Source organism: Bacillus sp. EB V-12, from assembly GCF_056158125.1.
The window spans coordinates 224,725-251,716 of sequence record NZ_JBUXJL010000004.1 but is presented as its reverse complement, the minus strand read 5'-3'; the positions used below and the strand labels follow the sequence as shown (position 1 = coordinate 251,716).

32 protein-coding genes and 1 pseudogene are annotated in these 26,992 nt (G+C 33.6%); 24 read left to right on the top strand and 9 right to left on the bottom strand.

Annotated elements, in window-relative coordinates:
• Window positions 1-1,626 (top strand): ABC-F family ATP-binding cassette domain-containing protein, encoded by a 1,626-nt coding sequence (locus ACZDYH_RS16630; RefSeq protein ID WP_000633864.1) that lies wholly within the window; start codon window positions 1-3, stop codon window positions 1,624-1,626.
• 527 nt (window positions 1,627-2,153) lie between these two features.
• The gene (gene ltaS, locus ACZDYH_RS16625; protein ID WP_000808770.1) at window positions 2,154-4,127 is read left to right on the top strand and encodes a lipoteichoic acid synthase; all 1,974 of its coding nucleotides are present in this window, start codon (window positions 2,154-2,156) and stop codon (window positions 4,125-4,127) included.
• A gap of 56 nt (window positions 4,128-4,183) precedes the next feature.
• Here ltaS and ACZDYH_RS16620 read toward each other — a convergent pair whose 3' ends face one another.
• The 3 genes from ACZDYH_RS16620 to ACZDYH_RS16610 form a co-directional block, all read right to left on the bottom strand.
• A complete protein-coding gene (locus ACZDYH_RS16620) occupies window positions 4,184-4,858 on the bottom strand; it encodes a TerC family protein (RefSeq protein ID WP_000346932.1) in 675 nt (224 codons plus the stop codon).
• Between the two features lie 110 nt (window positions 4,859-4,968).
• Entirely contained in the window at window positions 4,969-5,631 is a 663-nt protein-coding gene (locus tag ACZDYH_RS16615; RefSeq protein ID WP_000637706.1) for a DUF3841 domain-containing protein, read from the bottom strand.
• Window positions 5,632-5,788: 157 nt separating this feature from the next.
• Window positions 5,789-6,616 (bottom strand): peptidoglycan-N-acetylglucosamine deacetylase, encoded by an 828-nt coding sequence (locus ACZDYH_RS16610; RefSeq protein WP_000551452.1) that lies wholly within the window; start codon window positions 6,614-6,616, stop codon window positions 5,789-5,791.
• A 278-nt stretch (window positions 6,617-6,894) separates the two neighbouring features.
• Between ACZDYH_RS16610 and ACZDYH_RS16605 the strand changes: the two genes are divergently transcribed.
• From ACZDYH_RS16605 to ACZDYH_RS16505, 21 genes and pseudogenes are all read left to right on the top strand, one after another.
• Complete coding sequence (locus ACZDYH_RS16605; RefSeq protein ID WP_000371021.1) at window positions 6,895-7,716, top strand: MBL fold metallo-hydrolase; 822 nt, start codon at window positions 6,895-6,897, stop codon at window positions 7,714-7,716.
• A gap of 188 nt (window positions 7,717-7,904) precedes the next feature.
• Window positions 7,905-8,294, top strand: coding sequence for a VOC family protein (locus ACZDYH_RS16600; protein WP_098450342.1), 390 nt, complete (start codon window positions 7,905-7,907; stop codon window positions 8,292-8,294).
• Between the two features lie 450 nt (window positions 8,295-8,744).
• Window positions 8,745-9,428: a DNA alkylation repair protein gene (locus ACZDYH_RS16595; RefSeq protein ID WP_434712180.1), complete on the top strand. Its 684-nt coding sequence runs from the start codon at window positions 8,745-8,747 to the stop codon at window positions 9,426-9,428.
• A 16-nt stretch (window positions 9,429-9,444) separates the two neighbouring features.
• Window positions 9,445-10,205: pseudogene (locus ACZDYH_RS16590) on the top strand (nucleotidyltransferase domain-containing protein).
• Window positions 10,162-10,707, top strand: a complete 546-nt coding sequence (locus ACZDYH_RS16585) for a GNAT family N-acetyltransferase (protein ID WP_001102498.1) — start codon at window positions 10,162-10,164, stop codon at window positions 10,705-10,707. The pseudogene ACZDYH_RS16590 and the gene ACZDYH_RS16585 overlap by 44 nt, the downstream one beginning before the upstream one ends.
• A gap of 33 nt (window positions 10,708-10,740) precedes the next feature.
• A complete protein-coding gene (locus ACZDYH_RS16580) occupies window positions 10,741-11,241 on the top strand; it encodes a GNAT family N-acetyltransferase (RefSeq protein ID WP_000620314.1) in 501 nt (166 codons plus the stop codon).
• Between the two features lie 15 nt (window positions 11,242-11,256).
• Window positions 11,257-11,781, top strand: coding sequence for a DinB family protein (locus ACZDYH_RS16575; protein ID WP_048534728.1), 525 nt, complete (start codon window positions 11,257-11,259; stop codon window positions 11,779-11,781).
• A gap of 403 nt (window positions 11,782-12,184) precedes the next feature.
• Window positions 12,185-13,123, top strand: a complete 939-nt coding sequence (locus ACZDYH_RS16570; RefSeq protein ID WP_000644585.1) for a DMT family transporter — start codon at window positions 12,185-12,187, stop codon at window positions 13,121-13,123.
• A gap of 56 nt (window positions 13,124-13,179) precedes the next feature.
• Window positions 13,180-13,581 (top strand): GNAT family N-acetyltransferase, encoded by a 402-nt coding sequence (locus ACZDYH_RS16565; RefSeq protein ID WP_001053115.1) that lies wholly within the window; start codon window positions 13,180-13,182, stop codon window positions 13,579-13,581.
• A gap of 230 nt (window positions 13,582-13,811) precedes the next feature.
• A complete protein-coding gene (locus ACZDYH_RS16560) occupies window positions 13,812-14,615 on the top strand; it encodes an AAC(3) family N-acetyltransferase (RefSeq protein ID WP_000783346.1) in 804 nt (267 codons plus the stop codon).
• 15 nt (window positions 14,616-14,630) lie between these two features.
• Window positions 14,631-15,320, top strand: coding sequence for a phosphopantothenoylcysteine decarboxylase domain-containing protein (locus tag ACZDYH_RS16555; protein WP_000676721.1), 690 nt, complete (start codon window positions 14,631-14,633; stop codon window positions 15,318-15,320).
• 140 nt (window positions 15,321-15,460) lie between these two features.
• The gene (locus ACZDYH_RS16550) at window positions 15,461-15,934 is read left to right on the top strand and encodes a tetratricopeptide repeat protein (protein WP_000400636.1); all 474 of its coding nucleotides are present in this window, start codon (window positions 15,461-15,463) and stop codon (window positions 15,932-15,934) included.
• A 12-nt stretch (window positions 15,935-15,946) separates the two neighbouring features.
• Entirely contained in the window at window positions 15,947-17,002 is a 1,056-nt protein-coding gene (locus ACZDYH_RS16545) for a hypothetical protein (RefSeq protein ID WP_059303724.1), read from the top strand.
• A 205-nt stretch (window positions 17,003-17,207) separates the two neighbouring features.
• Window positions 17,208-17,717 (top strand): ribonuclease FAU-1 family protein, encoded by a 510-nt coding sequence (locus ACZDYH_RS16540; RefSeq protein ID WP_059303725.1) that lies wholly within the window; start codon window positions 17,208-17,210, stop codon window positions 17,715-17,717.
• 239 nt (window positions 17,718-17,956) lie between these two features.
• Window positions 17,957-18,547 (top strand): TetR/AcrR family transcriptional regulator, encoded by a 591-nt coding sequence (locus ACZDYH_RS16535; RefSeq protein WP_000822633.1) that lies wholly within the window; start codon window positions 17,957-17,959, stop codon window positions 18,545-18,547.
• Window positions 18,544-19,272 (top strand): hypothetical protein, encoded by a 729-nt coding sequence (locus ACZDYH_RS16530; RefSeq protein ID WP_000691333.1) that lies wholly within the window; start codon window positions 18,544-18,546, stop codon window positions 19,270-19,272. Before ACZDYH_RS16535 ends, ACZDYH_RS16530 begins: the two co-directional genes overlap by 4 nt.
• A 240-nt stretch (window positions 19,273-19,512) precedes the next feature.
• On the top strand, window positions 19,513-20,268 hold the full coding sequence (locus ACZDYH_RS16525; RefSeq protein WP_059303726.1) for an ABC transporter ATP-binding protein: 756 nt from the start codon (window positions 19,513-19,515) through the stop codon (window positions 20,266-20,268).
• Window positions 20,269-20,285: 17 nt separating this feature from the next.
• Window positions 20,286-21,272: an aliphatic sulfonate ABC transporter substrate-binding protein gene (locus ACZDYH_RS16520; RefSeq protein WP_000276907.1), complete on the top strand. Its 987-nt coding sequence runs from the start codon at window positions 20,286-20,288 to the stop codon at window positions 21,270-21,272.
• A 16-nt stretch (window positions 21,273-21,288) separates the two neighbouring features.
• Window positions 21,289-22,137, top strand: coding sequence for an ABC transporter permease (locus ACZDYH_RS16515; protein ID WP_000432131.1), 849 nt, complete (start codon window positions 21,289-21,291; stop codon window positions 22,135-22,137).
• A 76-nt stretch (window positions 22,138-22,213) separates the two neighbouring features.
• Window positions 22,214-23,326, top strand: coding sequence for an FMNH2-dependent alkanesulfonate monooxygenase (gene ssuD / locus ACZDYH_RS16510; protein ID WP_434712175.1), 1,113 nt, complete (start codon window positions 22,214-22,216; stop codon window positions 23,324-23,326).
• Window positions 23,327-23,521: 195 nt separating this feature from the next.
• Window positions 23,522-23,614: a putative holin-like toxin gene (locus ACZDYH_RS16505; protein ID WP_001289320.1), complete on the top strand. Its 93-nt coding sequence runs from the start codon at window positions 23,522-23,524 to the stop codon at window positions 23,612-23,614.
• 228 nt (window positions 23,615-23,842) lie between these two features.
• On the opposite strand, the gene ACZDYH_RS16500 is transcribed toward ACZDYH_RS16505, so the two are convergent.
• Window positions 23,843-24,664: an HNH endonuclease gene (locus ACZDYH_RS16500; protein ID WP_000189709.1), complete on the bottom strand. Its 822-nt coding sequence runs from the start codon at window positions 24,662-24,664 to the stop codon at window positions 23,843-23,845.
• 149 nt (window positions 24,665-24,813) lie between these two features.
• Here ACZDYH_RS16500 and ACZDYH_RS16495 point away from each other — a divergent pair, with 149 nt between their 5' ends.
• On the top strand, window positions 24,814-25,899 hold the full coding sequence (locus ACZDYH_RS16495) for an AI-2E family transporter (protein WP_000837892.1): 1,086 nt from the start codon (window positions 24,814-24,816) through the stop codon (window positions 25,897-25,899).
• Window positions 25,900-26,139: 240 nt separating this feature from the next.
• On the opposite strand, the gene ACZDYH_RS16490 is transcribed toward ACZDYH_RS16495, so the two are convergent.
• The 5 genes from ACZDYH_RS16490 to ACZDYH_RS16470 are packed head-to-tail and all read right to left on the bottom strand — an operon-like array spanning window position 26,140 to window position 26,983.
• Complete coding sequence (locus ACZDYH_RS16490; protein ID WP_000668497.1) at window positions 26,140-26,280, bottom strand: YrzI family small protein; 141 nt, start codon at window positions 26,278-26,280, stop codon at window positions 26,140-26,142.
• Window positions 26,281-26,307: 27 nt separating this feature from the next.
• Window positions 26,308-26,448 (bottom strand): YrzI family small protein, encoded by a 141-nt coding sequence (locus ACZDYH_RS16485; protein WP_000669816.1) that lies wholly within the window; start codon window positions 26,446-26,448, stop codon window positions 26,308-26,310.
• A gap of 52 nt (window positions 26,449-26,500) precedes the next feature.
• Complete coding sequence (locus ACZDYH_RS16480; RefSeq protein ID WP_000669805.1) at window positions 26,501-26,641, bottom strand: YrzI family small protein; 141 nt, start codon at window positions 26,639-26,641, stop codon at window positions 26,501-26,503.
• 26 nt (window positions 26,642-26,667) lie between these two features.
• Window positions 26,668-26,811 carry a YrzI family small protein gene (locus ACZDYH_RS16475; RefSeq protein WP_000668963.1) on the bottom strand — a complete coding sequence of 48 codons (144 nt, stop codon included), beginning with the start codon at window positions 26,809-26,811 and terminating at the stop codon, window positions 26,668-26,670.
• 28 nt (window positions 26,812-26,839) lie between these two features.
• Entirely contained in the window at window positions 26,840-26,983 is a 144-nt protein-coding gene (locus tag ACZDYH_RS16470; protein ID WP_000142708.1) for a YrzI family small protein, read from the bottom strand.
• Window positions 26,984-26,992 lie beyond the last annotated feature (9 nt).

Below are 26,992 nucleotides of genomic sequence, written 5' to 3'. Positions count from 1 at the left end.
ATGATTACAGTAAGTAACGTTAGTTTGCGTTTCGCGGATCGCAAATTATTTGAAGATGTTAACATAAAATTCACGCCAGGTAACTGCTACGGTTTAATCGGAGCAAACGGTGCTGGTAAATCTACATTTCTAAAGATTTTATCTGGGGAAATTGAACCATCAACAGGTGACATACATATTACGCCAGGTGAGCGTCTAGCAGTATTAAAACAGAACCATTTCGAATATGAAGAGTTCCCAGTATTAGAAACAGTAATTATGGGTCACACGCAACTTTACAAAGTAATGCAAGAGAAAAATGCTATTTACATGAAAGAAGACTTTAGTGATGAAGATGGTATGCGTGCTGCTGAACTTGAAGGTGAGTTCGCTGAGCTTAACGGTTGGGAAGCTGAGTCAGAAGCTGCAATCCTTCTTAAAGGTTTAGGTATTGGTGAAGATCTTCATGATAAGAAATTGTCAGAATTAACTGGGGCAGAGAAAGTAAAAGTATTACTTGCTCAAGCTTTATTCGGTCAACCTGACATTCTATTATTAGATGAGCCTACCAACCACTTGGACTTAAAAGCGATCCAATGGTTAGAAAACTTCTTAATGAACTTTGAAAACACAGTTATCGTAGTATCCCATGACCGTCACTTCTTAAATAAAGTATGTACGCACATGGCTGACCTTGATTTCGGTAAAATTCAACTTTATGTTGGTAACTATGACTTCTGGTATGAGTCAAGCCAATTAGCTTTAAAATTAACACAAGATGCTAATAAGAAAAAAGAAGAGAAAGTAAAAGAGTTACAAAACTTCATTGCACGCTTTAGTTCAAACGCTTCTAAAGCGAAACAAGCAACTTCTCGTAAAAAATTATTAGACAAAATTACATTAGATGATATTAGACCGTCATCACGTCGTTACCCATTCGTTGGCTTCACACCTGAGCGTGAAGTAGGAAATGACTTATTAACTGTTGAAGGTCTTTCTAAAACAATTGATGGTGAAAAAGTGTTAGATAATGTGTACTTCACTTTAAATAAAGGTGATAAAGTTGCATTTATCGGCCGTAACGATATTGCGATGACAACATTATTTAAAATTCTTATGGGTGAAATGGAGCCGGATAGCGGTTCATTCAAATGGGGTGTTACAACCTCTCAATCTTACTTCCCAAGAGATAACTCTAAGTACTTTGAGAACAGTGATTACAACTTAGTTGAATGGTTACGTCAATTCTCTCCACAAGATGAGTCTGAAAGCTTCTTACGTGGTTTCTTAGGCCGTATGTTATTCTCAGGTGAAGAAGTTAAGAAGAACGTTTCTGTATTATCTGGAGGCGAAAAAGTTCGTTGTATGTTATCTAAAATGATGTTAAGTGGTGCGAACGTAATCACACTTGACGATCCAACGAACCACTTAGACCTTGAGTCAATCACAGCATTAAATAACGGTTTAATTGCATTCAAAGGTACAATCTTATTCACATCTCATGACCATCAGTTCGTGCAAACAATTGCAAACCGCATTATCGAAGTAACACCAAACGGTGTAATCGATAAAGAGGCTACTTATGATGAGTTCTTAGAAAATGAGGAACTTCAAAAACAAGTAGATGCAATGTACAAAGGTCAATAATATATAATGAAAAAACTCGCTCTTTTTAGAGCGAGTTTTTTTGTCGAGAAAACGTAACATCGCTGGTCGGTCAAATGAATAATTATTCAAATATAATATTAATGAACAGGAGAATTTTTTCATGTATGAAGGGATGTAATGACTTTAAGATTTAAAGAGTTAGTTGAAGAAGGGAAATGTAAGTGGAGTAATATAATCAAATCGTATTATTTTGTCATGTGAAATATGTACCAAATTTGGAGATAGAATAGTTTGCGAATGAGTTTATAAAGGTATATAGTATGGGGTGTCATAATTAGTGGATGAATCTTGGGAGAAAACAGGAAATGTTACAAATTTATTTTGTTAAATAGAAACCAAGGTCAAAATGTCTAGAAAGAAATAGTTGAATAAATACTAGCTTCAAATTATAATTACTAATATTCTTCATATAGTTAAATAAAGATAATCTATTTGAAGAAGAAAATTTGAATAGAGAGACAGACTTATAAAAAAATAAGCCTTGGATGATCAAAAGAGGTGGAGAAATGAAACAGTTCTTATTAAAGAGCAAAAGCGTGTTAAGCAATCATTTTGGATTCTTTCTGTTTGCCGTTATTTTATTGTGGCTCAAAACATATGCAGCTTATGTAACGGAATTCAATTTAGGAATTTCAAACACAATTCAAAAATTCTTGCTGTTTTTTAACCCGCTTAGTTCAGCAGTTCTATTTTTAGGACTTGCATTATTTGCAAAAGGGAAACGATCTTATATTTGGTTAATTATCATTAATTTGTTATTGTCGATTCTTTTATACGCAAACGTAGTATACTATCGCTTTTTCAGTGACTTTATTACGTTCCCGACATTAACACAAACGAATAACTTTGGAGATTTAGGTGGTAGTATTCTTGCGTTGCTACATCTTTATGATCCATTATACTTCTTAGACACGATTATATTAATTGTGTTAGTCGCAACAAAATTTGCAAATCCAAAACCAATTCGTGTTGCGAAGCATAAATTATCTCTAGTATTTGTAGCAGGTATTTTATTATTCAGTGTTAACTTAGGTCTTGCAGAGTCTGACCGTCCTGAATTATTAACAAGAACGTTTGACCGTAATTATATTGTGAAATATTTAGGTGCATACAACTACACAATTTATGATGGAATTCAAAGTGCGAAAGCATCGACAGAACGAGCATTAGCTGATGGCGATAATATGACAGAAGTACGAAATTATTTAACATCAACTTATGCAAGTCCAAATCCTGAGTATTTCGGTAAAGGAAAGGGAATGAACGTAATTTACATTCATTTAGAGTCATTCCAAAACTTCTTAATTGATTACAAATTAAATGGTCAAGAAGTTACACCGTTCTTAAACTCATTTACAAAAGATGCGAATACACTTTATTTTGATAACTTCTTCCATCAAACAGGACAAGGGAAAACATCTGATGCGGAGTTTATGTTAGAGAATTCAATGTTTGGTTTACCGCAAGGTTCTGTCTTTACAACGAAATCTCATAATACGTATCAATCAGCACCAGCTATTTTAGGACAACAAGGATACACATCAGCAGTATTCCACGGTAACTACAAAACATTCTGGAACCGTGACGATATTTATAAATCATTTGGTTTTAATAAATTCTTTGATGCGTCATACTACGATATGAATGAAAAAGACGTAGTAAACTACGGGTTAAAAGATAAACCGTTCTTTAATGAATCTATTCCGTTATTACAAACGTTGAAACAACCGTTCTATACGAAGTTTATTACGTTATCGAACCATTTCCCTTATCCAATCGATAAGGCAGAAGCAACGATTGAACCAGCAACAACAGGTGATTCATCAGTTGATACGTACTTCCAAACAGCACGCTATTTAGATGAATCTGTAAAAGGCTTCATCGATTACTTGAAACAATCTGGTTTATATGATAACTCAATTATTGTTATGTACGGAGACCATTACGGTATTTCAGATAATCATAACGCAGCAATGTCAAAAGTAATGGGTAAAGAAATGAACTCATTTGAAAATGCACAGTTACAACGTGTACCATTAATCGTTCGTGTACCAGGAGTGAAAGGTGGCGTACAACATCAATACGGTGGTGAAATTGACGTTCTTCCAACGCTATTACACTTACTAGGTACAGATACAAAGAATTATGTTCAATTCGGTTCTGATTTATTATCACCAGATCATAAACAAGTCGTTGCGTTCCGTAACGGTAACTACGTAAGCCCAACAGTTACTGCACTAAACGGCAAATACTATGATACAACTACTGGAAAACCTGTAGAATTTACAGATGAAATAAAGAAAAATGAACAAATGGTTCAAAACTCACTAAAATACTCTGACCAAGTCGTGAATGGTGACTTATTACGATTCTACACACCGGAAGGATTCACTCCAGTAGATCGTTCGAAGTATAACTATAACAACCGCGATAAAAACAAAACGAAGGTAAAAACGACTCCGGAAGGGGAAGCTAAATAAATAATAAAAGGCGCTATTCATATGAATAGCGCCTTTTATTTGTAAATATACCATCATTATGAGACAGAACCAGCTGTTGCTTTTTGTTTAGCTTTTCCGAAGAAAACTACACCGATGATGATAATAATGATAAATGCCCATTTAACCAAAGGGTTACTTTCGAAAAATCCAGCGAACCATTTCTCATCTACAATCATTTTCGCGGCAGTATAAGCTAAAACGGCTGCTCCAATCGTAATGATGACAGGAAAACGATCTACCCATTTTAAAATCAATGTACTGCCCCATACGACTACTGGAATAGACACTAATAATCCGATGATTACTAAAGAAAAGTTACCATGGGCAGCTCCTGCAACAGCGAGTACATTATCGATGCCCATTAACGCATCAGCAATAATAATGGTTTTAATAGCAGACCAAAATCCTTCTTCGGCCTTAATATCATGATCTTTGCCTTCAGCAATTAATTTATAAGCAATCCATATAAGGAGTACACCACCAATTAGAAGTAGCCCTGGTATTTTTAACAACCAAACAACAACTAAGGTAGCGAGGGCTCTAATCGCGATTGCCCCGATAGTTCCCCATATAATAACTTTCTTTTGCTGATCTTTCGGTAATCTTCTTGCTGCTAATCCAATTACAATGGCATTATCACCGGCTAACACTAAATCAATTACAATGATGGCAAGTAGGGCGGACAAATATTCGGCTGAAAGAAAATCCATATACATATCACTCCTTAAGAGTAATATGTGCTAAAGTGTTGATAATATAAAAAATAGGATTGAATTTGTATATTCAATCCATAATTTCTTACTGTATTTTGATATATGTTTTAATTTCGTATAAGTCGCTTTTGTATTCTTTTTTGTTTATCGTTTCGCTTTCTTAATTTTCGATTCATCTTTTTAATGCGGTTTTCTTTTCTATTATCCCAGTTATCACTTCGGATTTTACTAATAGACTTATCTGTCTTAGCACGAAAACGTCTTACTTTTTTCACGAAGGAAAGGGGTATTTTGCCGATAACACCTTGTTTTTCTAACGAATCCTCTTTACCTAGACACCAATCAGGATGAGATAATAAATAGTCGAAATCAAATGTTATCCCGTATTCTTTATCCATATATGTATACCATTCATCTAAAGTACACTTATTTTTTGTATGTAAATATGTTGATCCATCAGTCATAGCACAGCACCAATAGTCAAAATAGCTCCATAGTACCCATTCTTTCGGTACATCTAGTGTTAAAATTACCATTTTTGAATTTGTTCTACCCCAAGCTTTATGATTTCGATTTGGGTAATTATTTGCTTCCCAGACCCAAATAGGGTAGTTACCTTCGTAATGAGGCAATCTTGTTTTAGCGACGCGCACCATCCAGTCATATGAATATACATCGTCCGGATCGATGAATTCTTTATTACCTTCTAAATAACCAAGTTTCTTAAATTGTTTCCATGCTTCTTCAGTTTGTACTGTATATACGATCATATGGCACCTACTTATTTAAACTAAATTATAGTATAACATGTGATTTTGAATTTTTATTGATATTAGAGAAGGGGGAGTTTGAGTCGAATATACGAGGAGTAATTCCCAAAATGATAAAAAGACTTGATTCCCAGCTAAAGGAAATCAAGTCTTTTCATTACATACGATTATCATGCCAAAAGTTTAATGGGAAGTGTTCGTTCTCATTATATGCTTCTAATTCATATCCTTTTTCTTTCAGTCCTTTAATAATTCCAGGAACTGCTTTTACTGATTGTGGATGAATATCATGCATAAGGATAACTTCTGTTGGATTTGTAGCACCATGTAACACGTTTTCTACAATTTTAGCAGATGCAGCATCAACTTGCATTTTGTTATATTTCCAGTCTAAAGAATCAATTGTCCAATCCCAAACTTTTAAGCCATTTTCTACAACTTTGTTGCGAAGAGCTTCGTTTAATCCTGGCATAGAGCCGTAAGATGGACGAGTTAATACTGGTGATTTACCTAAAACACCAGCGATTAAGCCTTGGTCTTCCTTCATTTCATCTACGTAATGACCTTCAGTGTAAAGTTTCTTGTAGTTATGAGTCATACTGTGCATCCCAACGTAGTGACCTTCAGCATCTTCGCGTTTTACAAGATCAGGGAAAGCTTTTACGTTTGAACCAATTAGGAAGAATGTTGCTTTTGCATTTTCTTTCTTTAACATATCTAAAAGCTCAGCTGTGTATTTTCCAGGACCGTCATCAAATGTTAAATAAGCGACTTTTCTAACTTGCCCGTTATAATGTTTTGGAGCTTCTTTCGGAGCAAGAGATGTTTGAATCTCACTTACAAGTTGAACAGATTTTGCTTCATCCTCTGTACTAGCTAGAGCAGTATGTACTGATCCAAAAGCTACTTCGTATGTGAATAATACCCCCGCACAAACTAACATAGCCCTTTTTACTAAAGTTGTCATTCGAATTCCATTGTGCATAATTTTCCTTCTCTCTATAAAAGTTCTACTCTACTATATTAGCAATTATAGGTAGGGAAATGCAAAAAAACTTTTTTACAAGTGTAAAAAAGTTTACTCAAAAGTATGCAAGATTTTATATCAATTGCAGTTTTGAAAAATAGGATGAATTTAAACTTTCAATCACCAAATCATACTTTCGTATCACTTCGTTTTCGTTCCAATTATTGATTCGAATATTTTTGTTTTTTATTAAAATATTGGTAAAGAAACAATTACATGAAAAAAGGAGTGGGAATATGGATAATTATATTTGCACTACATGTGGAGTACAGTATCCCGAAAATGAAGAAGCACCTTCTCGCTGTAAAATTTGTAATGAGGAAAGACAATATGTTAATCCAATTGGGCAGTCATGGACAACATTAGAAACGATGCAAAATAGCAATTTATACAAAAACGAAATAATAAAAGAAGAAAGCGGTTTGTATAGCATTACTACTAAACCTAAATTTGCGATTGGACAAACAGCATTTTTAATACAAAGTAAAACTCTAAATGTTATGTGGGATTGCATTAGTTATTTAGATGATAAAACGATACAACGTATATATGATTTAGGTGGTATTCAAGCAATAGCACTTTCTCATCCACATTATTACTCTACACAAGTTAAATGGGCGGAAACATTCAATGTACCTATTTATATTCATGAAGATGATAAAGAGTGGGTGGTTCGTCCGAGTAAGCAAATTAAATTTTGGTCTGGGGAGCATCTGATATTATCGGAAGAACTTACATTGCATCGCTTAGGAGGCCATTTTAAGGGTGGAACTGTTATACATTGGAAAGACGGTAATGAAGGGAAAGGTATTTTGTTATCAGGTGATATTATACAAGTAGTTTCGGATCGAAAATGGGTAAGTTTTATGTATAGTTATCCCAATCTCATTCCATTACCAGCGAATAAAGTTAGAGATATGGCAGAGAAGGTAAAAGATATCCAATTTAGTCGACTATATAATGCATTTCATGGTGTGGTGGAAGATGCGAATAAAGCTGTACAAAGATCTGCTGATCGGTATATAAAGGCCCTGCAAGGAGAACTATTTCATACGTAATAGCTTGTAATTCATCTCTATATTTATATAACTAATTTTATATGAATTTTATACTAAAGTCCTATTGTTTATTAACTAATAGGTCTTTCAACTTAGGAAGTTCACACTAATGAGGGATGTTAAAGGGAATATATGTAACCTATACTAATTACTATAAAGCTTTGGAAAATGAAAAGGAGGAGATTTGCATGAAGAATTGGGTTCAATTTAGAATTGCAAGACCAACAGATAAATTTGAAGAAGTGATAAGTTTTTATGAAACAGGATTAGGTTTAAAACGTATAGGGGAATTTCACAATCATGAAGGATATGACGGGGTTATGTTTGGATTACCAGATGAAGAGTATCATTTGGAGTTTACTTCACATGTTAATGGAAGTCCATGTCCGGCACCGACAAAAGATAATTTACTAGTTTTTTATATGCCTAATAAAGATGAAATTGAAAATATAGTAAATCGATTAAGTAATATGGGCTACCATGAGGTGGAACCAGAAAACCCGTATTGGATAGAGAAAGGAACCACAATAGAGGATCCAGATGGTTGGAGAATTGTGCTTATGAATGCATCTGAATAAGGAAACTATTTTCATATGAAATAGAGTGTAGCAAAATGATTTAGACATAAATCCCTACAGCGTTTGTAGGGATTTTTATATAAGAAAATCTTATTGAGAGAGTTATTAAAATGTAGAAAGTATTTTGGCTAAGAATAAATGTAGTAAACATAATTTATGAAGGAGGTATAAAAGTATGATAGTAAACCATTTTAAAGAGTTTTCTAAACATGTTGGAAATACACATCTCATTAAAAGTTCTTTCGTAGTTTATATCTTATTCTACGGAAAATTGATACCATCAAAAAACTGTATGTTTAACATGTATAGTTTTTTGATGGTGTAGCTGTGCAATGTTTAAAAATTTCACATACCGTATTTTAAAAATAAATATAGGAAAACCAAAAAGTAATGTAGAATATATCGTACATACATATATACAGTCAACATAAAAGATAAAGAGGTGGGTATATGTTACTTGAGGAAGTAATGCAGCAACTAGAGGAATATGGAACAGAACAAAATCGAAAAACGTATAAAAATCACGGAGCGAAAGAGCCGTTATTTGGAGTTAGTTTTGCGAATTTAAAATTGTTAAAAAAGAAGATAAAAAAAGATCACGATTTAGCAGTTGGATTGTGGGAAACGAAAAATATGGACGCAATGACATTAGCAACTTATATTTTAGATCCGAAAAAAATAACGACAGAACAGCTTAATAGTTGGATTCAGGATGTTGATTATTACTGTTTGATGGATGTTCTTATGACATCTATATGTACTTCGCCAATTGCAATAGAAAGAATGGAAAAGTGGACAAAGTCTAATGATGAATGGATTGGAAGAGCTGGCTGGTCTTTATTAGCAAATATAGCGATTAAAAATAAAACGTTACATGATGATTTCTTCTCTCCGTACTTAGAAGAGATTAAAGAAAATATACATAATGAAAAAAATAGAAAAAAAGAAGCGATGAATAGTGCTTTAATCGCAATAGGAATTCGTAATGAAGACTTAGAGCGACAAGCGATTGAAATTGCAAGTGAAATTGGAAAAATAGAGGTTGATCATGGTGCAACATCATGTAAAACACCAGATGCAGAAAGCTATATAAAAAAAGCGAGAGAAAGAGCTGAAAAAAAGAAAGTGAAATAAGAAAAGAGGATCGGTTATGAAACCAATTGAAGCAGCACAAAACATAATTACATTACAATTTCCGAATTGTGATGTAGCTTTACTCGGCGGAAGCGTTGCACGAGGAGAAGCGACGAAAACATCTGACCTTGACATTGTAATAGTCGATCAAAGTTTAACTTCTTGCTATAGAGAATCTTTCTATAGTAATGGATGGCCTGTTGAGGTGTTTGTTCATAATTTCGAAACATATAAAACCTTTTTCAAAATGGATTGTGATCGAGGGAGACCGTCGTTACCACAATTAGTTTCAGAAGGGATTGCCTTAAAAGGGGAACAGGAAATTGTTGAGAAATTAAAAAAAGAAGCGAATGATTTACTACATAAAGGACCGGCTAAATGGACCGAAGAAACGATTAAGCAGAAGCGATATTTTATTACGGATACTTTAGATGACTTTATTGGTGCAACAAAAAGAGAAGAAGAATTGTTTATCGCTAATTTATTAGCCGATTTAGTACATGAATATGTATTAAGAGTAAATGGTAAGTGGCTTGGGAGTTCAAAATGGTTTATTAGAGTGTTAAAAAGATATGATGAGCAATATGCAAACAAATTTGTAGCCGCTTTTGATCATTTTTATAAAACGGGAGGGAAAAATGAATTAATTCATTTTATAGAAAAGACGTTAGAACAGTATGGTGGAAGAGTGTTCGAAGGATTTTCTATTGGTAAATAAAGAGAGGAGAAAAAAATGAATGTACCATATGTTCAATTAAGAGAATTGACACTAGATGATGTAGAAGATCGCTATCAATGGTCATTAGATAGAGATGTAACAAAGCATTTAGTTGTACCAGATCAATATCCTCCGTTCACTCGTGGAGATACGAGAAACTGGATTGAAGCTTGTATAAGCCGAAAAAATGGTTATGAACAAAGGGCAATCGTTACTGAGACAGGTATACATATTGGATGGGTAGACCTTAAAAATTTTGATAAAACAAATAAAAATGCTGAACTAGGAATTGCGATTGGAAATAAAGACTATTGGGGTAAAGGATTTGGAATGGCAGCTCTAAACAGCATGTTACAAATAGGTTTTTCTCAGTTTGAATTGGAGAAAATTTGGTTACGTGTAGATGAAGATAATACAAAAGCTAAAAAGAGTTATGAAAGTGCCGGATTTGTATGCGAAGGGTTAATGAGAAATGATCGATTGAGACAGGGAAAGTTCATTCATCGCTATCGTTACAGTATATTAAAAGAAGAGTATGAATCAAAAAATAATAACCTATAAAAATATTATGTAAATTAAAAAGGGGAAAATAAAATGATTCGATTACTTACAAAAGCGGATGCAAAAAAATATTGGGAGTTGCGTTTACAAGCACTACAAGTAAATCCAGAAGCATTTATAACGACTTATGAAGAAGCAGTACGTCAAGAAAACCCTCTTGAACGAGTTGCTAGTAATCTTTCATCCAACAGTAGTTTTACATTTGGTGCTTTTAATAATGAAAATCGTTTAGTTGGGGTTGTTACTTTATTAACAGAAGAAAAAGACGCATATAAGCATAAAGGACATATCGTTGCAATGTATGTAGATACTGAAAATCGAAGAAGTGGTCTTGCACGTGATTTAATACGTAAAGCAATTGAAAGGGCAAAAGAGATGAAGCTAGAGCAATTGAATTTAGGGGTTGTGTCAACGAACGAACCAGCCAAACGATTATATGAATCAATGGGATTTAAAACATACGGAATTGAAAAAAGGGCTATAAAAATGAATGGTGTGTATAGTGATGATGAGCATATGGTGTTGTTCTTTTAAGAGAGGAAGTTTTGTATGAAAGATCTCCATTTAGAAAGAAAAATGGACCCTCAAGTAGCGATTTTGTATGCGACGGTTGCTGATACGTTTAATAGATTGCAAAGGTTAGTCGAAGGTACTGAAGAGAACGAACTATCCTATAAAGGGTCTGAAAATAATGAAAATAGTATTGGGCAGTTACTTCAGCATTTAGCAGTTGTTGATTTACATTGGGTGTATCGTTTCAAGGGAGAAGATGTTCCGCCAGCATTTGAAAATAAATATGGTCCTATGTTAAATGAAGTAGGAGAATTACCAAGTTTAAGAAAAAACACATTGCAAGAGTTAATGCAAGATTATGAAGCAGTGCAAAAATTGTTTTATGAAGAATGTATGAAACTAACAGAAACTGATTTAACGCGGGAAGTTTTGTATGAAAAAGGGGAAACCGCGACAATAAGATGGGGAATATGGCATATAGCAGATCATAATCGGTATCATCAAGCCCATATAAGTCGATTGAAGAAATTATACAGAGAATATAAACTACATATTCTTTAATTTTTTAATGAACGAACGCCCCTAAATAATAATTAAAGGAGGCGTTTGTTTTTATTCGTTCGCTTTTCTTCCCAAGCTATCATTAAATTTTTATGATAATCTTTTGGTTTCTCAATAGAAAACCAGTAAATTGAATGTGCAATAGTTGGTAACCATCTTTTATAGCGGATGCGTATATTTTCATGGTGAGTATAGTGGGGCGAGATTAAAGTAGATTTTGACCCTTGAAAATTTTGACATGTAATGGCCTCGATTTCATACCAATGCACTTTATTCCCATGTAAATCTACTACAATTCCTTCATCATCACTAAAGTGAAATGTAAGTTTGAATGTAGATTTTTCATCGCGTATACTAAAATATATGTCATAGAGATAAAAAATTAAATACAAGGGGTTTTACAATGAAAGCAATTGTTATAGGGATACTGGCATCATTTTTCTTTGCCTTTACTTTTGTTTTAAACAGGGCAATGGACTTAGAAGGTGGAAGCTGGATTTGGAGTGCATCATTACGGTATTATTTTATGGTTCCAATGCTATTACTTATTGTTATGTATAGAGGGAACTTAAAGCAACTCTTTCAATATATGAAAAACAATCCGAAAGAATGGTTAGTGTGGAGTATCGTTGGATTTGGTCTCTTTTATGCACCGCTTAGTTTTGCTGGAGCGTTCGGACCAGGTTGGCTCGTTGCATCAACATGGCAAATTACAATCGTTGCAGGAATTTTGTTAACACCATTTTTTGCGGTGGATCCACTACATAAAAAACTTCCGATGAAGGAATTAGTAATGTCGGCCATTATTTTATTCGGTGTCGTTCTCATGCAAGTAGAACATGCTTCTTCATTAGGTATTCGTGAAACCGTTTTATGTGTAGTTCCTGTACTTATTGCAGCATTTGCGTATCCTCTTGGAAATAGAAAAATGATGCAAGTTTGTAAAGGGGAATTAGATGTATTTCAGCGAGTACTCGGTATGACATTAGCAAGTTTACCATTTTGGTTTTTATTATCTGGTTACGAAGTATCAACAGGCGGATTACCGTCAAGTAGCCAAGTTTTTCAATGTTTTATTGTAGCAGTTAGCTCTGGGTTAATCGCGACAGTATTATTTTTCTTTGCAACAGATCTTGTGAAAGATGATCCGCAAAAATTAGCAACAGTGGAAGCGACGCAGTCTGGTGAAGTTTTATTTGCGCTAGTAGGAGAGTTGATCTGGTTATCTGCACCAATTCCATCATCATTATCTTGGATTGGTATGAGTCTCGTTATTATTGGAATGATACTTCATAGTTATGTGGCTGTCGTTGTAAAAAAAGAAGAAAAAATAACGGCGTAATGAGATTAGCTCTTTTTATTAAGAGCTAGTCTTTTTTCATAGAAAGGGATGAAAGTATGAATTTACAGTGTGTTAAACAAATTGAGAAAGATTCAATATTAAATGTGCTACAATATGCCGTCGGTCCAAATGAAATAAGCTTAAAGAAGGCAGTAATATTTTATCAAAGTAATAAAGGGACTTTGTACAAATATGAAGAAAAAGCTTGTCTAGGTATTGAAATAATCGGAGAAACTAAAGCACGCATATGTCATATAGCAGTGGCTCCAGATTATCGTCAAAAAGGAATTGCACTGCAAATGATTAAAGAAGTGGTAAGGATATATCAATTGACTTATATAGAAGCGGAGACAGACGATGGGGCGGTAGAATTTTATAAAAGAATTGGTTTTCAAGTTAAAAGTTTAGGAGAAAAATATCCAGGGATAGAAAGATTTCATTGTTACATGGAAAAATAGTATAAAAATATGCATATGGAGTATAGTTTGAAAAAATAGGATTTACATTTTTCTTCATTTCAAAAAACTCTCGCTCATCATTATCTACGATTTTAATAGAGTTTTGAGGCTTCAGTATAATAATATACATATTTTTGTAGTAATGAATATGGTTAAGTTAAAAATTAAGAAAAATATGATAATATATTTATATAAAAGTTTAAATTTACGTGGCTAGTGGGGGAACCAATATGAAAATGAATGAAATAGTAGCAAGTACACAATTTCCAAATACAATCGAAACAATAACAAAAGATTTAAAAGCATTAGGAGTCGAAAAAGGAATGACAATTATCGTTCATTCATCACTAAGTTCTATCGGGTGGATATCTGGTGGTGCCGTTGCTGTAGTAGAAGCATTAATGAAAGTTGTTACGGAAGAAGGAACGATAATAATGCCAACGCAATCTTCGGATTTGTCCGATCCGAAACATTGGTCAAGACCACCTGTACCGGAAGACTGGTGGCAAATTATCCGAGATAACGTCCCAGCATTTGATTCACGTATAACCCCAACAAGGGGAATGGGTGAAATAGTTGAATGTTTTCGTACATATCCGAATGTAGTACGTAGTAATCATCCGTTAGGAAGTTTTGCTGCATGGGGAAAACATGCAGTAGAAATAACAATGAACCATTCGTTATCAATGAGCTTTGGAGAAGAATCTCCATTAAGAAAAATATATGATTTAGACGGGTACGTATTATTAATTGGTGTTGGATATGATTCCAATACGTCTGTTCATTTATCCGAGGTGCGTTCTGGTGCATGTGAGTTAATACAAGTAGGAGCACCTATTATAGAAAACGGTGAAAGAGTGTGGAAAGAGTTTGTTGAAATGGATTACGAATCTGAGAAGTTTGTAGAAATTGGTGTGGAGTTTGAGCGAAAAGGAACTGTAAAAAATGGGAAGATAGGGAATGCAACGTGTCGTCTAATGAAACAGCGTGATATAGTTGACTTTGGAACAGAATGGTTTCGTAAGAAAAATTAGTAAGGGATGGTTACAATGAAGGGGAAAAAGGTATTAATTACGAGCGGTGGTTGTCTAGAAAAATGGGATCAAGTACGCGGGCATACGAATATGGCCAAAGGTACAATCGGAAGGATAATCGCAGAAGAACTTCTAGCTAAAGGGGCACATGTTATATATTTACACGGTTATTTTGCGGAGAAACCGAGTGATATACATAGAGGGTTAGAATTACATCCATTTGAAGGAATCGTTGATTTACAAGATAAAATGAAAAGTATCATATCACATGAAAAGGTTGATGCAGTCATTATGGCAGCAGCTGGATCAGATTGGATTGTAGAGAAAATTTGTGATCAAGATGGTAATGTTCTTAATATGAACGGAAAAATTTCAAGTGATATAGCACCGATTATTCACTTTCAAAAGGCTCCAAAGGTATTAAAACAAATAAAAGAATGGGACCCAGAAACAGTACTTGTTGGTTTTAAACTTGAAAGTGATTTAAATGAAGAAGAACTGTTTGAAAGAGCAAAAAATAGAATGAAAGAAGCAAGGGCGAATGTAATGATTGCGAATTCACCACATTCTTTATATTCGCGCGGGGCTGTGCATTATGTAATTGGACAGGATGGTAAAGGGAAGTTGTGTAATGGGAAAGATGAAACAGCGAAAGAAATTGTCAAAAGCTTAGAGGTATTATGTAATCGTGTCACTGCTTTTTAAAATTAAGTTTTTAGATGAGAATGAATCCGCATAGTATAAGTAAGCGAAACTTTAATTGGTGGGAATTTTACTTTTACACGAATGTGAAGCGTATACCAATCAAGAGCTATACACAGAATAATTGGTGAGGAGTGGATTCTATGGAACATTTATTAAAGCAAGCTATTAAACTTAGAAATGAAAAGAAATATGCGCAGTCTAAAGAGATGCTTATAGGATTAACAAACTTTACAAAGGATGCAGAAGTACTGTATCAGTGTGCGTGGATACATGATGTAATGGGGCTAGAAACAGAAGCAGTTCCGTATTATGAGCAGGCAATCGCAAATGGACTTGATGGTGAATCGCTTTGCGGTGCTTATATTGGTTTAGGAAGTACATATCGTTGTATAGGGGAATATGAAAAGGCAATTACAGTATTAGAAGCTGGGGTGAAAAAATTCCCAGAGAACGCTCCAATGAAAGTATTTTTATCATTAGCAAAATATAACGTAAACGATCACGAATCAGCGATGAAATTATTACTTGAAACTGTCGTGAAAGTAGAGGAAGTAAAAGAATTTGAACGTGCCATTTCATTTTATAAAGACCATTTAAATGAGGTTTTTAAATAAAGGAGTGAACGTATGAAGGTTACACTATCACGAAGGCGAAAAGGTACTTGGATTGGACTCGTCTCTTTAATTATGCTATCAAACTATTTATTGTATGCCCTTCCAATTGTATCAGTTGCGCCGAAAGAAGTTGTGCTTGGGTCATTATTAGATTGCATGTTTGTCATTCCAATCATCACGTATTTCTTCATTATTCGAAAAAGATACTCGTTAACATATATAGTTCCTGTTGTAATAGCTGGTTATATTTTTGCAAGATTTATTATTCCAAGTGACTATTTACAAGCTTTTTCATTCATCTCTTATATTATTGTTGCGGCTGAAATTGCATTTGTAGGTTTAGAATTATTCCTTCTCTATAAAATTGTTAGAGTGCTTCCTAAAATAATAAAAAAATATAAAGAATATAGAAGAGAAAATTATTCCTTTTCTTATGCAATTGATGCAGCGTTTGACGCTACTATGAAAAGAGGTAAGTTAATAGATGTCATTCTAACAGAGTGTAAGTTAATCTATTATGCGTTTTTATCGTGGCGTGAAAAAGTACCAACAGGTAAATCTGTATACTCATATCATAAAAAGACTGGTGCTATAGGTGTGTATATCATGATTATTCACGCAACAGCAATTGAAAGCATTGGTTTTCATTATTTACTACATCAGTGGAATCCAGTAATAGCATGGATTTTACTTATTTTAAATGTATACGCGATGATTTATTTTATAGCTGAAATACAAGCGATGCGCAAAAATCCACTTGTCGTAACAGAAGAACAAGTAATCATTCAAATCGGATTAGGAAAGAAAATTGTTATGCCATTTACACAAATTGATAATATTGCGTTCTACAAGGGTGAATTGCTAACGGCAAAAGAAGGGAGACAGGTATTGGATGCAACTGTTATGGAGTTCATAAAAGAACCTGCTACTTTTGAAATAACATTAAAAGAGCCAGTGAAAGCGCAGTTGTTATACGGCTTTTCTAAAACAGTAAGTCGTGTTTACTTAAATGTTGATGAAGAACGAAAATTTTATGGTGCGGTTAAGGAAAAGTTAAAACATGAGTAATAGTACTGTTAGTTGCATAAAAACAAATGAGCTTCCGTTAGAAGTGAAAAAATATGAAACATGGATAGTGAAAAACTCTTTCTAAATAAGAAGGAGTTTTTATTATGTATTTGTATAAATCATTATATAAAAAACTATATACTTCTTTATTACTACATAAATGGATATAATTGAGGATAGAACTAGCATAAGGGGAAACAAAATAATGAATAAGTTACTTACATCGAAAATTGAAATTATAGAAAGAAAAATCCGGTATAACTCAACAATAGTAGATCACAATTGCTTATTACTTGAAAAGCAATCACAAAGTATCGTTTTATTTCACGAGGTGCAGTATTCATTTACAATGACTGCAAATGATACTAAGTTAATAATCCCAAAAGGGAGTTATACAATCGCATATTACTGGAAAGATCGTCCGTACAATTTATACGTATGGAGAGATATAAAAGGAAAGTATTTAGGTTCCTATTTTAATATCGTAAAAAACACACAAATAAAAGATGAAGTGGTTTCCTTTGAAGATTTAATCATCGATATTATGGTACTTCCAAATGGAGAATACTTCATATTGGATGAGGATGAATTACCAGAACCATTAGGAAATTTCGAAGGTGGTTATGTGAAGAAAGCTCTTTATGGATTAAAAGAAATCATTCAAAAAGAGCTGCTACCAATAGTTTTGGAGACAGCCAGGGTGCAGAGGAAATAAAATTTAATTACATAAATATTTTGAATGGGAATGAGTAGTCTCAAGTTATATGATCTAACTTTTTTAATAAATCTAAGGTTAGTAGCATATCTCTTGAGATTACTCTTTTTTTGTAGAAATTTCGTCGCTTAGTTATTAAATCGATTTTAAATTTATGAAATAATATTGACTGAATCAAGTTCAGTCGTTTATGATTGAATCAGATTCAGTCGTGGTGAAAACATTGTAGGAGATGACGTATGAAAAGAATATCAAAAGAACCAGATGTAAGACGCCAAGAGTTAATGGATATTGGTTTTGAACTATATATGAAAAATGGTATGAAAGGATTTGGCATAAAAGATGTTGTGAATCATGCAGGTGTAGCAACGGGCTTATTTTATTATTACTTCAAGTCTAAAGAGAATTTTGTTGATGAAGTTTTAAATGACTTTATTGTGAAAAATATGGAGTTAATTGAAGAAATACTTATTTCAAATGAACGGTCTGTCATGCAAAAGATGAAAGATTCACTAGATATATTTTGGACATTTATTGAAAAGTTAGCACCCTATAAAAATGTGAGTTCGTTTCAGACGGAACAACATTTTCAACTGGAACAGAAATTATTCGCACGTATGCAACCGTTAATTAGACAAGTAATTGAAGAGGGAGTGAAAACAGGGATTTTTTATACTGATAACTCATTATTAGCTTCTGGGTTTATTTTATACGGTCTTAGCAGTATTGCTCATTCAGAAGTAAAGTTGAATCTAGATACAAAACAAGAAATGGTTAATTTAGTATTAACTACACTACGATACAATCAAAAGGAAGGAGAGAGTATATGAAGATTATTATCGATGGAAATAATATCTCACAAGAGCAACTTATAAAATGGAAAAGAGAACGGATAAAAAAAGTATTATATATATTAGGACATAAAGAGTCTGAAATAAATGATACAGACGTCATGATAAAACAGCTAACGGAAATAAAGTTGCGATATACATACAATGAAATGTACGAAAAGTTGAAATCAAAACTTAGATTAAGTGCAATAGGTATGCGTATCTGTACTCTTTTATCTGGCGATAGACGAAAATTTTCAAAAACTAGTATTTATTTAGACGGGATTACAGCAGAAGAAGCCATACATGGAATTGATAGTTTGATGCTTGAACAATCACGTGAAAATAACAAAGTGAATTTATCTGCTTGTCCTGATCACTATGTACTAAGGCCCTTTGGGGAAAATGAATTAGAGGTTATCGAAACTACTGGTAATTCTCCGTTTCCAGTTCAATTTTTCATTGTTTTTGGTGACGAAACTGGATTGAAAACACCAAGAGATAAATCTTATCAATATCAATCAACAGGTGTTGCACGTATGAAAGATGGTACTACTATTGGTGGAGTTCGACATCAATTTAAAGATACTGATACAGGGATAGAAGTAAGTCTAGTTGTTGAGTTCCCAGCCCTTTGTCCTAATAGTCTAATTAAATCCCATCAAATGCATTTAGCGTGTGAGTTTTCTTATTGGTTACAGTGGATTAAAGATCAGAAAAAATAGTAAGTAAACGATATCGTTAAAATAAACAAAAGTAAAATGTTCAAACAAATCATATGTATGTTTTAATAAAACCTAGTTGACTTATCGGAAATATTTGTATAATATGTACTTAATTCCATAACGTATTGCTGATTGGAGAAACCGAAGGCATTTTATCTATTGATAAAATGCCTTCGGTTTTTTTATTGCATAAATACTGAATCTGTTCATTTATATGAATCATTTCAAGGAGGCGAAGAAGTGACTGTTTCAATTGATGGAGTATCAAAATATTTTTCGAAACAAACTGCTACGGTTCAAGTATTAGAGAATATTAATTTTCAATTAGAAAAAGGGGATTTCGTTACAGTAATTGGTCCGAGTGGTTGCGGAAAAAGTACATTACTAAAAATCATTGCAGGTTTAGACAACGATTTTGAAGGTGAGATCACTATTGATAGGGAGCGTATAACAAAACCGAGTAAGAAGCAAGGATTTATATTTCAAGAGCATCGATTGTTTCCATGGCTTACAGTGGAAGAAAATATTGCAGCTGATTTGTCGTTAAAAGATAAGTATGTGAAAGATAAGGTGAGAGAATGGGTTGAAATCGTTCGGTTAGATGGCTTTGAAAAATCGTATCCGAAAGAAATTTCAGGCGGGATGTCACAACGTGTTGCGATAGCGAGAGCGTTATTAAGAGATCCAAATGTATTATTACTTGATGAACCTTTTGGAGCGCTGGATGCTTTTACTCGAAGTCATTTACAAGAAGTATTGCTAAATATTTGGGAGCAGAAGAAAACAACAATGATATTCGTTACACATGATATAGACGAAGCGATATATCTTTCAAACCGAATCATCATTATGAGTGCAAAACCAGGGAAAATACATAAAGTGATTGAAAATAATTTGCCTTATCCGCGAAATAAAACTTCTCAATCGTTCCAACAACTTCGAACGAAAGTATTACAGCAGTTTGAATATGGAGGGTTGATTCAAACAAGTATATAGGAAAAGGGTGATTTTATATGTATAAAAAATTTAAAATTCTTTCTTTTGCTTTAGCTATATCAGTATGTTTATTAGGATGTGAAAAAAGTACAGCAAGTAGTAAGAAAGAAGATGTAACAATACAAATTGGTATACAGCAAGGGTTAAGCCCGCTATTACTAGCAAAGAAAAAGGGGTGGTTTGAAGAGGAGTTTAAAAAAGAAGGAGTTAAAGTGAAATGGACAGAGTTCCAAAGTGGACCTCCTTATTTTGAAGCAATCGCATCAAACCGATTAGACTTTGGTGAAGTAGGGAATTCTCCAGTCATTTCAGCGCAAGCAGCAGGTATTGGATTTACCGAAATCGCCAATACAAGTTATGCAAGAAAAGGAACTGGAATTCTCGTTCAAAAAGATAGCAAAATTGCGAGTGTAAAAGAGTTAAAAGGTAAAAAAATTGCAGTAGCAAAAGGAAGTAGTGCCTTTAATTTATTGTATCGAGCACTTGATAAAGAAGGGATTGATGCAAAAGAGGTAAATGTCATTCAATTACAACCAGATGAAGCGCAGCCTGCATTCGAATCAGGATCAGTAGATGCATGGGCGATTTGGGACCCTTTCATATCATTACATACGTTAAATAAAGGTGCGAAGGTGATTGCAGACGGTGAAACATTAAATGTCTCTTCGCCAGAATTTTTAATTACGAGAACAAAATTTGCGAAAGAACATCCAGAATTAGTTGAGAAATTCCTCGAAGTTTATGAGAAAGCACGTGTATGGCAAGATGCTAACTTAGATGAAGCAATAAAAGTATATACTTCTGTAAAAAAGATAGATGCGGAGATCGTAAAAGAAGTGTTTAATCACGACAAACCAATTTTAGTTCCGGTAACGAAGGAAATAATAGCAGAACAACAAAAGACAGCGGATTTTCAATATAAGCTCGGTTCTATAAAGAAAGAAATTAAGGCGGAAAAAGTTGTAGATAATTCTTTCGTAGAAAAAGCATTGAAAGCGAAGTGAAAAGAGGTTTTGTAAATTGGAAAATACGAAAGCTGTTATGAAACCAGCGAGTATAACGATTGAGAAAAACAGCGTTAAGAATGTGCGAAAGTTAAATGTAAAAGTTTTAGTAAGGGCGATTACTATACCGGTTATTATATTAATAATTTGGCAGTTAGCTGGCGTATTCGGTCTTGTTTCTAAAACAGTTTTACCAACACCATTAGATATTTTTCTAGCTTTCCAAGAGCTTATTAAAACAGGAGAGTTATTCGGCCATTTAAGTATTAGTGTATTCAGGGCTGCGGCTGGTTTCTTTATTGGTGGGGGCTTAGGAATCATTTTAGGAACGATTGTTGGATTTTCAACGAGAAGTGAGCAATATTTAGATCCATCTGTGCAAATGTTAAGAACTGTACCTCATCTAGCTGTTGCGCCACTTTTCGTATTATGGTTCGGTTTTGGTGAAACATCGAAAGTGTTATTAATTGCAGATGGTGCATTTTTTCCTTTATACGTAAACGCATTTTTAGGTATTAGAGGTGTGGATTCAAAGTTATTTGATGTTGCGAGAGTGTTAGAGTTTAGCAAAAGAAAACTAATTACGAAACTCATTTTACCATCTGCATTGCCTAACCTTTTACTAGGAGCAAGGTTATCGTTAGGTGTTGCATGGGTGAGTTTAGTAGTAGCAGAACTTATGGGATCTACAGAAGGTATTGGTTATATGATTATGGATGCAAGGCAATTTTCAAATACAGATATCGTATTTGTCGGCATAATTATCTTTGCATTTGTTGGGAAGTTTTCTGACTCTCTAGTACGTTTACTAGAAGTGAAGTTTTTAAGATGGCGAGATAATTTTAAAGGTGAGACTGGGAATTAACATATAAATTATTAGGGGTAATTTATATAGAATGTGTTAGTATACGTTTCAAAATAAATAAGGGGTGTGCAAAGGTATGGAATTATTATGGTTTATTCCGGCTTATGGAGATGGTCGATATTTAGGAACGACAAAACGAGGAAGAGCAGCTGAATATGGTTATTATAAGCAAGTTGCTGCGGCAGCTGATTATTTAGGATATACGGGTGTTTTACTTCCAACTGGTCAAGGATGTGAAGACCCTTGGGTGTTAGCTTCAGCTCTTGCTGCTGAAACAGAAAAACTAAAATTTTTAGTAGCAGTGAGGCCAGGACTAATGTCACCTACAGTTGCAGCGAGGATGGCATCTACATTTGATAGAATTTCAGATGGGAGATTGCTTATTAATGTAGTAGCTGGAGGAGATCCAGTTGAACTACAAGGAGATGGATTATATCTTGATCATGATGAAAGATATGAAGCAGCGGATGAATTTTTAAAAGTTTGGAAATCGACATTGCAAGGTAAAACGATCTCTTTAGAAGGAAAATATATTAAAGTTACAGATAGTAAAGTTGTATTCCCACCAGTTCAAACGCCATATCCTCCTATATATTTCGGAGGATCATCAGCTGCTGGAAAAGAAGTAGCAGCTGAACATAGTGATGTATATTTAACGTGGGGAGAGCCGCCAGAGCAAGTGAAAGAGAAAATAGAAGAAGTAAGAAAACTTGCAGAAGAGAAGGGGCGTACAGTACGATTTGGCATTAGATTACACGTAATTGTAAGAGAGACAGAAGAAGAAGCATGGGAAGAGGCCGAACGTTTAATTCAATATGTGGATAATGAAACAATTGAGCTTGCTCAAAAGACATTTGCAAGATATGATTCGGTTGGTCAAAAACGGATGACACATTTAAATAAAGGTACGAGAGAGTCGTTAGAGATAAGCCCTAATTTATGGGCTGGAATCGGACTTGTAAGAGGTGGGGCAGGTACTGCACTTGTAGGCGATCCGCATACAGTAGCAGAAAGGATAAAAGAATATGAATCGTTAGGAATTGATACGTTTGTTTTATCAGGATATCCGCATTTAGAAGAAGCGTATGAAGTGGCAGAATTGTTATTCCCATTATTGAAAGACAAGAAGAAAGAAGAAAATAAAATTGTTGGTGAAATGATTGCTGATGCATATGCATTAAAAAGATAGTGAGAAATAAAGTTTCACTTATTTATTGCTTCATTTTGTTTACTGCCTGTTAATACGGGATAAAAAATCCGCAAGTTATTCGCTTGCGGGTTTTCATCGTAAATTATTAGAAAATATGGTAAAATTAAAGGGTAACTTAAGGTGCGGTTGGTTGTTCAATTATCACTTCTCCGAGTAGGAGGGGGGTGATAATACGTGAGTGAAATAGCGTTGCTACTGCAAGGTGGACTGTTTCTCGTTGCATTGTTAACGTTCGTCGTCGTTTTAATAGACAAGCTCAAAAAATAACAACCCACCTATGCCTATAGAATGTGGGTTGTTTTGTTTGTAAGAAACAAATAGGATAAATGAACAATCCAATCTGCTAAGTTACGTGGACTAGTGTGTAGCCGCACACTAGTCTTTTTTATTTATATACAATTTATAATTGGTTTATGTGATTGTATTGTTCTTTTCATACTCATTATAACACAGTGTCTTTTCATCAAGAAAGGAGACCGTATGTTCTGGTCACTATTATATAGTAGGTGCTTTTTCTTTAAACAGCCCATCCATATACTGTTTTAAACTTTGGACATAAAATTTCTGTGTATTCACATTATTTACACCGACAATGGGTGATGGAAGGTCAAATCTTTTTTCTGATAAATGAACGACAACATCAAAGATGTCAAACAAGCGAATGAAGCAAAACAGACCGTCTTTATCGCTAAGTAAAATAAAGTAATGATTTTCACTACTTGTATTTAGCGTATTCCATAAAGAACTTTTGCTTAAATCACGTACAATGCTTTTTTCTTTTAGTTCCACGAAATCTGCATTTGAGAGAATGGTAGAAATATCAATTGCATCTTGATCTTCAAAGTAGCCATCAACTGCTTGTACAGCGAATGTATAAGCCATTTTTAATATACTCATTTTATATTTACGGTTATCTAATAGTAATTCACGTTGAATAGAACTCGCTACTTTCGTTACACGTTCCTCTTTCCAAATTTCATTATGTAAGGAAATATCGTGCTTTTTACATAGTTTCATAATTAATGCATTAGAATAAAGAATTTCGTCGCTTACTTCGACAACATCAGTCTCAGCAGCCGCAAGTTCCTCACCGTGCTCATTCGTATAGAGTGGGGAATCAATTTGTCTTTTCATTTGTTCAATCTTAAATTGACTCAATTTATGCCTAATTAAAGGACGATCAATATTTGTTGTCATTTGTTCATGACAAGTATCACAAATTGAGTTTGTGAAATAATATCCACATAATATTTCTGGAATGACATATTGTTCACTAAGTTCTTTCGTATCTTTTCTGCAAATGATGCATTGTGTCATTTTTATCACCTTTACCTGCAAATTTGTATGTAATCTCATTGTAGTGTATTTATCGGTATTTTGGAATATTGTAAAGGAAAATATTATGTGAAATTCATACTTATTTTGGTACAATGAAGAGAAGTGCTAGTTTAAAGGAGGCCATTTTTTTGAAATCAAAAGTGCACTTTTGGACATTAGAAGTGCTAATGGTTGTAGGAATCATATTTATTTGCACAAAAATATCATTTTTATTTCAACCGATTGGTATCTTCATATCAACATTATTTTTCCCAATCTTAATCGCGCTTTTTTTATACTTCATATTTAATCCTGTATTAATCTTTTTGGAGAATAAAAAAGTACCTAGAAATTTAGCGATATTGCTGTTATATCTTTTTATCATAACATTAACTGCGGTTGGCGTTGGAGTAGTTGTTCCTACGATTTCACAACAGCTAATGGACTTAGTAAAAAATATGCCAGGCTACATAAAAGAGGGAAAAGTATACATACAAGAATTATCACATCATAGGTTGTTTGAATGGTTATCTACACAAAACTACGTTTCCATTGAAACAATTGAAAAAAATGCGATTGAATACTTAAAAGATATACCAAATACAATTACGTCGAGTGCAACGGCTTTATTTGGTATTATCACGAACGTTGCATTAGTTGTATTTACTGTACCGTTCATTTTATTTTACATGTTTAAAGATGGACATGCCTTTCCAGGAAAAGCGGTAAGTTTATTACCAGAGTCTTACCGTGAAGAGGGGCTTCGTATCATTAAGGAAACGAACGAAACATTATCTGCATATATTCAAGGGCAAGCGCTCGTTTGTATATTTGTAGGTGCGTTTACTTTTATCGGTTATTTAATTATCGATTTACCGTACGCTTTCGTTTTAGGAATTATCGCAGCATTTACAAACATCATTCCTAACTTAGGTCCATTTATCGGGGCAGCACCAGCTGTTATTGTAGGACTGTTCGTATCTCCGATGCAAGCCTTATACGTAATTATTATCGTAACAATTGTACAACAGTTTGAAAGTAATATTATTTCACCACGTATTATGAGCTCGAAATTAAACATCCACCCATTAACAATTATTATCCTAATTTTAGGGGTAGGAAACTTTGCTGGAATCATCGGAATGATTTTAGCAGTACCAGTTTATGCAGTAACAAAAACAGTTGTTTCGAACTTAGTGAGATTGTTTAAGACGAAGAGAAGTAACCGAAAATAGTAAAAACTGAGGAAGATACACCGCTTTTTAAGTGGTGTATCTTTTGTTTATAAATAAATAATTAAAAGCGGGTTGATTTGATTTTATTATATATTTTTTATACATCAAATTCAGTGATAAACTTGTGTGATATAAGCTCTATAAAACTATGTGGAATCCCTCTGAACTATCCAAATCATTTCCTTACAGCGTGCTATCAACATCATAATCGACTCCTTTCAATTCTATATAGTTAAACGATTAAAGGTGAGTGTAGTACTTGCTTCTACGATCTCGAATTTCATCAATAACTTGTTTATATTGTCTTTCTTGTTTTAATTCATTTTGAGATATTGTTTCTTTTTGAATCGTAATCGTTAAAAAGAAAAGGTGAAACTTCATATGTGAATTCCTCCTTTCGAATTGGAATTACAGATGACTACAGTAATGACTTTGTCTTTCTTTTACAGAATTCATAGCCTGATTAATTTGTCGTTCATGAAGCATTTCAGACTCAGAAAATTTATTTCTTTGAATGGTAATGGTTAAAAAGAATACTTTAAATTTCATAAAATAATTGCCCCTTTATAAATGATTTAGAAAAAACGAGTGTAATAAGAAATTATAGATGACTACAGTAATGACTTTGTCTTTCTTTTACAGAATCCATAGCCTGATTAATTTGTCGCTCATGAAGCATTTCAGACTCGGAAAATTTATTTTTTTGAATGGTAATGGTTAAAAAGAATACTTTAAATTTCATAAAATAATTACCCCTTTATAAGTGATTTAGAAAAGACGAGTGTAATAAGAAGATTGACGCTCTTTTACTTCGTCCATAATATTTTGAATGTGTTGTTCACGTAAAATCTCTTTCTGTGAGAGCTTACGTTTTTGAATAGTGATTGTTAAAAAGAATGCTTTAAATTTCATGAATATATTACCCCTTTAAAATATATTTTTAATACATTTGAGTGTAGTATGAACTTTTAATGTCAGTTATTTTATCAGTCAGTTGTTTTAACTGTTGTTTACGATTGATTTCAGTTTCAGATAAAGTATTTTTTTGAAGTGCAGTCGTAAAAAAGAAAATATGAAAAGTCATAAATGAATT

Bases quoted from the DNA above. Each gene is read 5' to 3' on its own strand.
- ACZDYH_RS16630 (WP_000633864.1), top strand. From the start codon at position 1: ATGATTACAGTAAGTAACGTTAGTTTGCGTTTCGCGGATCGCAAATTA.
- ltaS (WP_000808770.1), top strand. From the start codon at position 2,154: ATGAAACAGTTCTTATTAAAGAGCAAAAGCGTGTTAAGCAATCATTTT.
- ACZDYH_RS16620 (WP_000346932.1), bottom strand. From the start codon at position 4,858: ATGGATTTTCTTTCAGCCGAATATTTGTCCGCCCTACTTGCCATCATT.
- ACZDYH_RS16615 (WP_000637706.1), bottom strand. From the start codon at position 5,631: ATGATCGTATATACAGTACAAACTGAAGAAGCATGGAAACAATTTAAG.
- ACZDYH_RS16610 (WP_000551452.1), bottom strand. From the start codon at position 6,616: ATGCACAATGGAATTCGAATGACAACTTTAGTAAAAAGGGCTATGTTA.
- ACZDYH_RS16605 (WP_000371021.1), top strand. From the start codon at position 6,895: ATGGATAATTATATTTGCACTACATGTGGAGTACAGTATCCCGAAAAT.
- ACZDYH_RS16600 (WP_098450342.1), top strand. From the start codon at position 7,905: ATGAAGAATTGGGTTCAATTTAGAATTGCAAGACCAACAGATAAATTT.
- ACZDYH_RS16595 (WP_434712180.1), top strand. From the start codon at position 8,745: ATGTTACTTGAGGAAGTAATGCAGCAACTAGAGGAATATGGAACAGAA.
- ACZDYH_RS16585 (WP_001102498.1), top strand. From the start codon at position 10,162: ATGAATGTACCATATGTTCAATTAAGAGAATTGACACTAGATGATGTA.
- ACZDYH_RS16580 (WP_000620314.1), top strand. From the start codon at position 10,741: ATGATTCGATTACTTACAAAAGCGGATGCAAAAAAATATTGGGAGTTG.
- ACZDYH_RS16575 (WP_048534728.1), top strand. From the start codon at position 11,257: ATGAAAGATCTCCATTTAGAAAGAAAAATGGACCCTCAAGTAGCGATT.
- ACZDYH_RS16570 (WP_000644585.1), top strand. From the start codon at position 12,185: ATGAAAGCAATTGTTATAGGGATACTGGCATCATTTTTCTTTGCCTTT.
- ACZDYH_RS16565 (WP_001053115.1), top strand. From the start codon at position 13,180: ATGAATTTACAGTGTGTTAAACAAATTGAGAAAGATTCAATATTAAAT.
- ACZDYH_RS16560 (WP_000783346.1), top strand. From the start codon at position 13,812: ATGAAAATGAATGAAATAGTAGCAAGTACACAATTTCCAAATACAATC.
- ACZDYH_RS16555 (WP_000676721.1), top strand. From the start codon at position 14,631: ATGAAGGGGAAAAAGGTATTAATTACGAGCGGTGGTTGTCTAGAAAAA.
- ACZDYH_RS16550 (WP_000400636.1), top strand. From the start codon at position 15,461: ATGGAACATTTATTAAAGCAAGCTATTAAACTTAGAAATGAAAAGAAA.
- ACZDYH_RS16545 (WP_059303724.1), top strand. From the start codon at position 15,947: ATGAAGGTTACACTATCACGAAGGCGAAAAGGTACTTGGATTGGACTC.
- ACZDYH_RS16540 (WP_059303725.1), top strand. From the start codon at position 17,208: ATGAATAAGTTACTTACATCGAAAATTGAAATTATAGAAAGAAAAATC.
- ACZDYH_RS16535 (WP_000822633.1), top strand. From the start codon at position 17,957: ATGAAAAGAATATCAAAAGAACCAGATGTAAGACGCCAAGAGTTAATG.
- ACZDYH_RS16530 (WP_000691333.1), top strand. From the start codon at position 18,544: ATGAAGATTATTATCGATGGAAATAATATCTCACAAGAGCAACTTATA.
- ACZDYH_RS16520 (WP_000276907.1), top strand. From the start codon at position 20,286: ATGTATAAAAAATTTAAAATTCTTTCTTTTGCTTTAGCTATATCAGTA.
- ssuD (WP_434712175.1), top strand. From the start codon at position 22,214: ATGGAATTATTATGGTTTATTCCGGCTTATGGAGATGGTCGATATTTA.
- ACZDYH_RS16500 (WP_000189709.1), bottom strand. From the start codon at position 24,664: ATGACACAATGCATCATTTGCAGAAAAGATACGAAAGAACTTAGTGAA.
- ACZDYH_RS16490 (WP_000668497.1), bottom strand. From the start codon at position 26,280: ATGAAGTTTCACCTTTTCTTTTTAACGATTACGATTCAAAAAGAAACA.
- ACZDYH_RS16485 (WP_000669816.1), bottom strand. From the start codon at position 26,448: ATGAAATTTAAAGTATTCTTTTTAACCATTACCATTCAAAGAAATAAA.
- ACZDYH_RS16480 (WP_000669805.1), bottom strand. From the start codon at position 26,641: ATGAAATTTAAAGTATTCTTTTTAACCATTACCATTCAAAAAAATAAA.
- ACZDYH_RS16475 (WP_000668963.1), bottom strand. From the start codon at position 26,811: ATGAAATTTAAAGCATTCTTTTTAACAATCACTATTCAAAAACGTAAG.
- ACZDYH_RS16470 (WP_000142708.1), bottom strand. From the start codon at position 26,983: ATGACTTTTCATATTTTCTTTTTTACGACTGCACTTCAAAAAAATACT.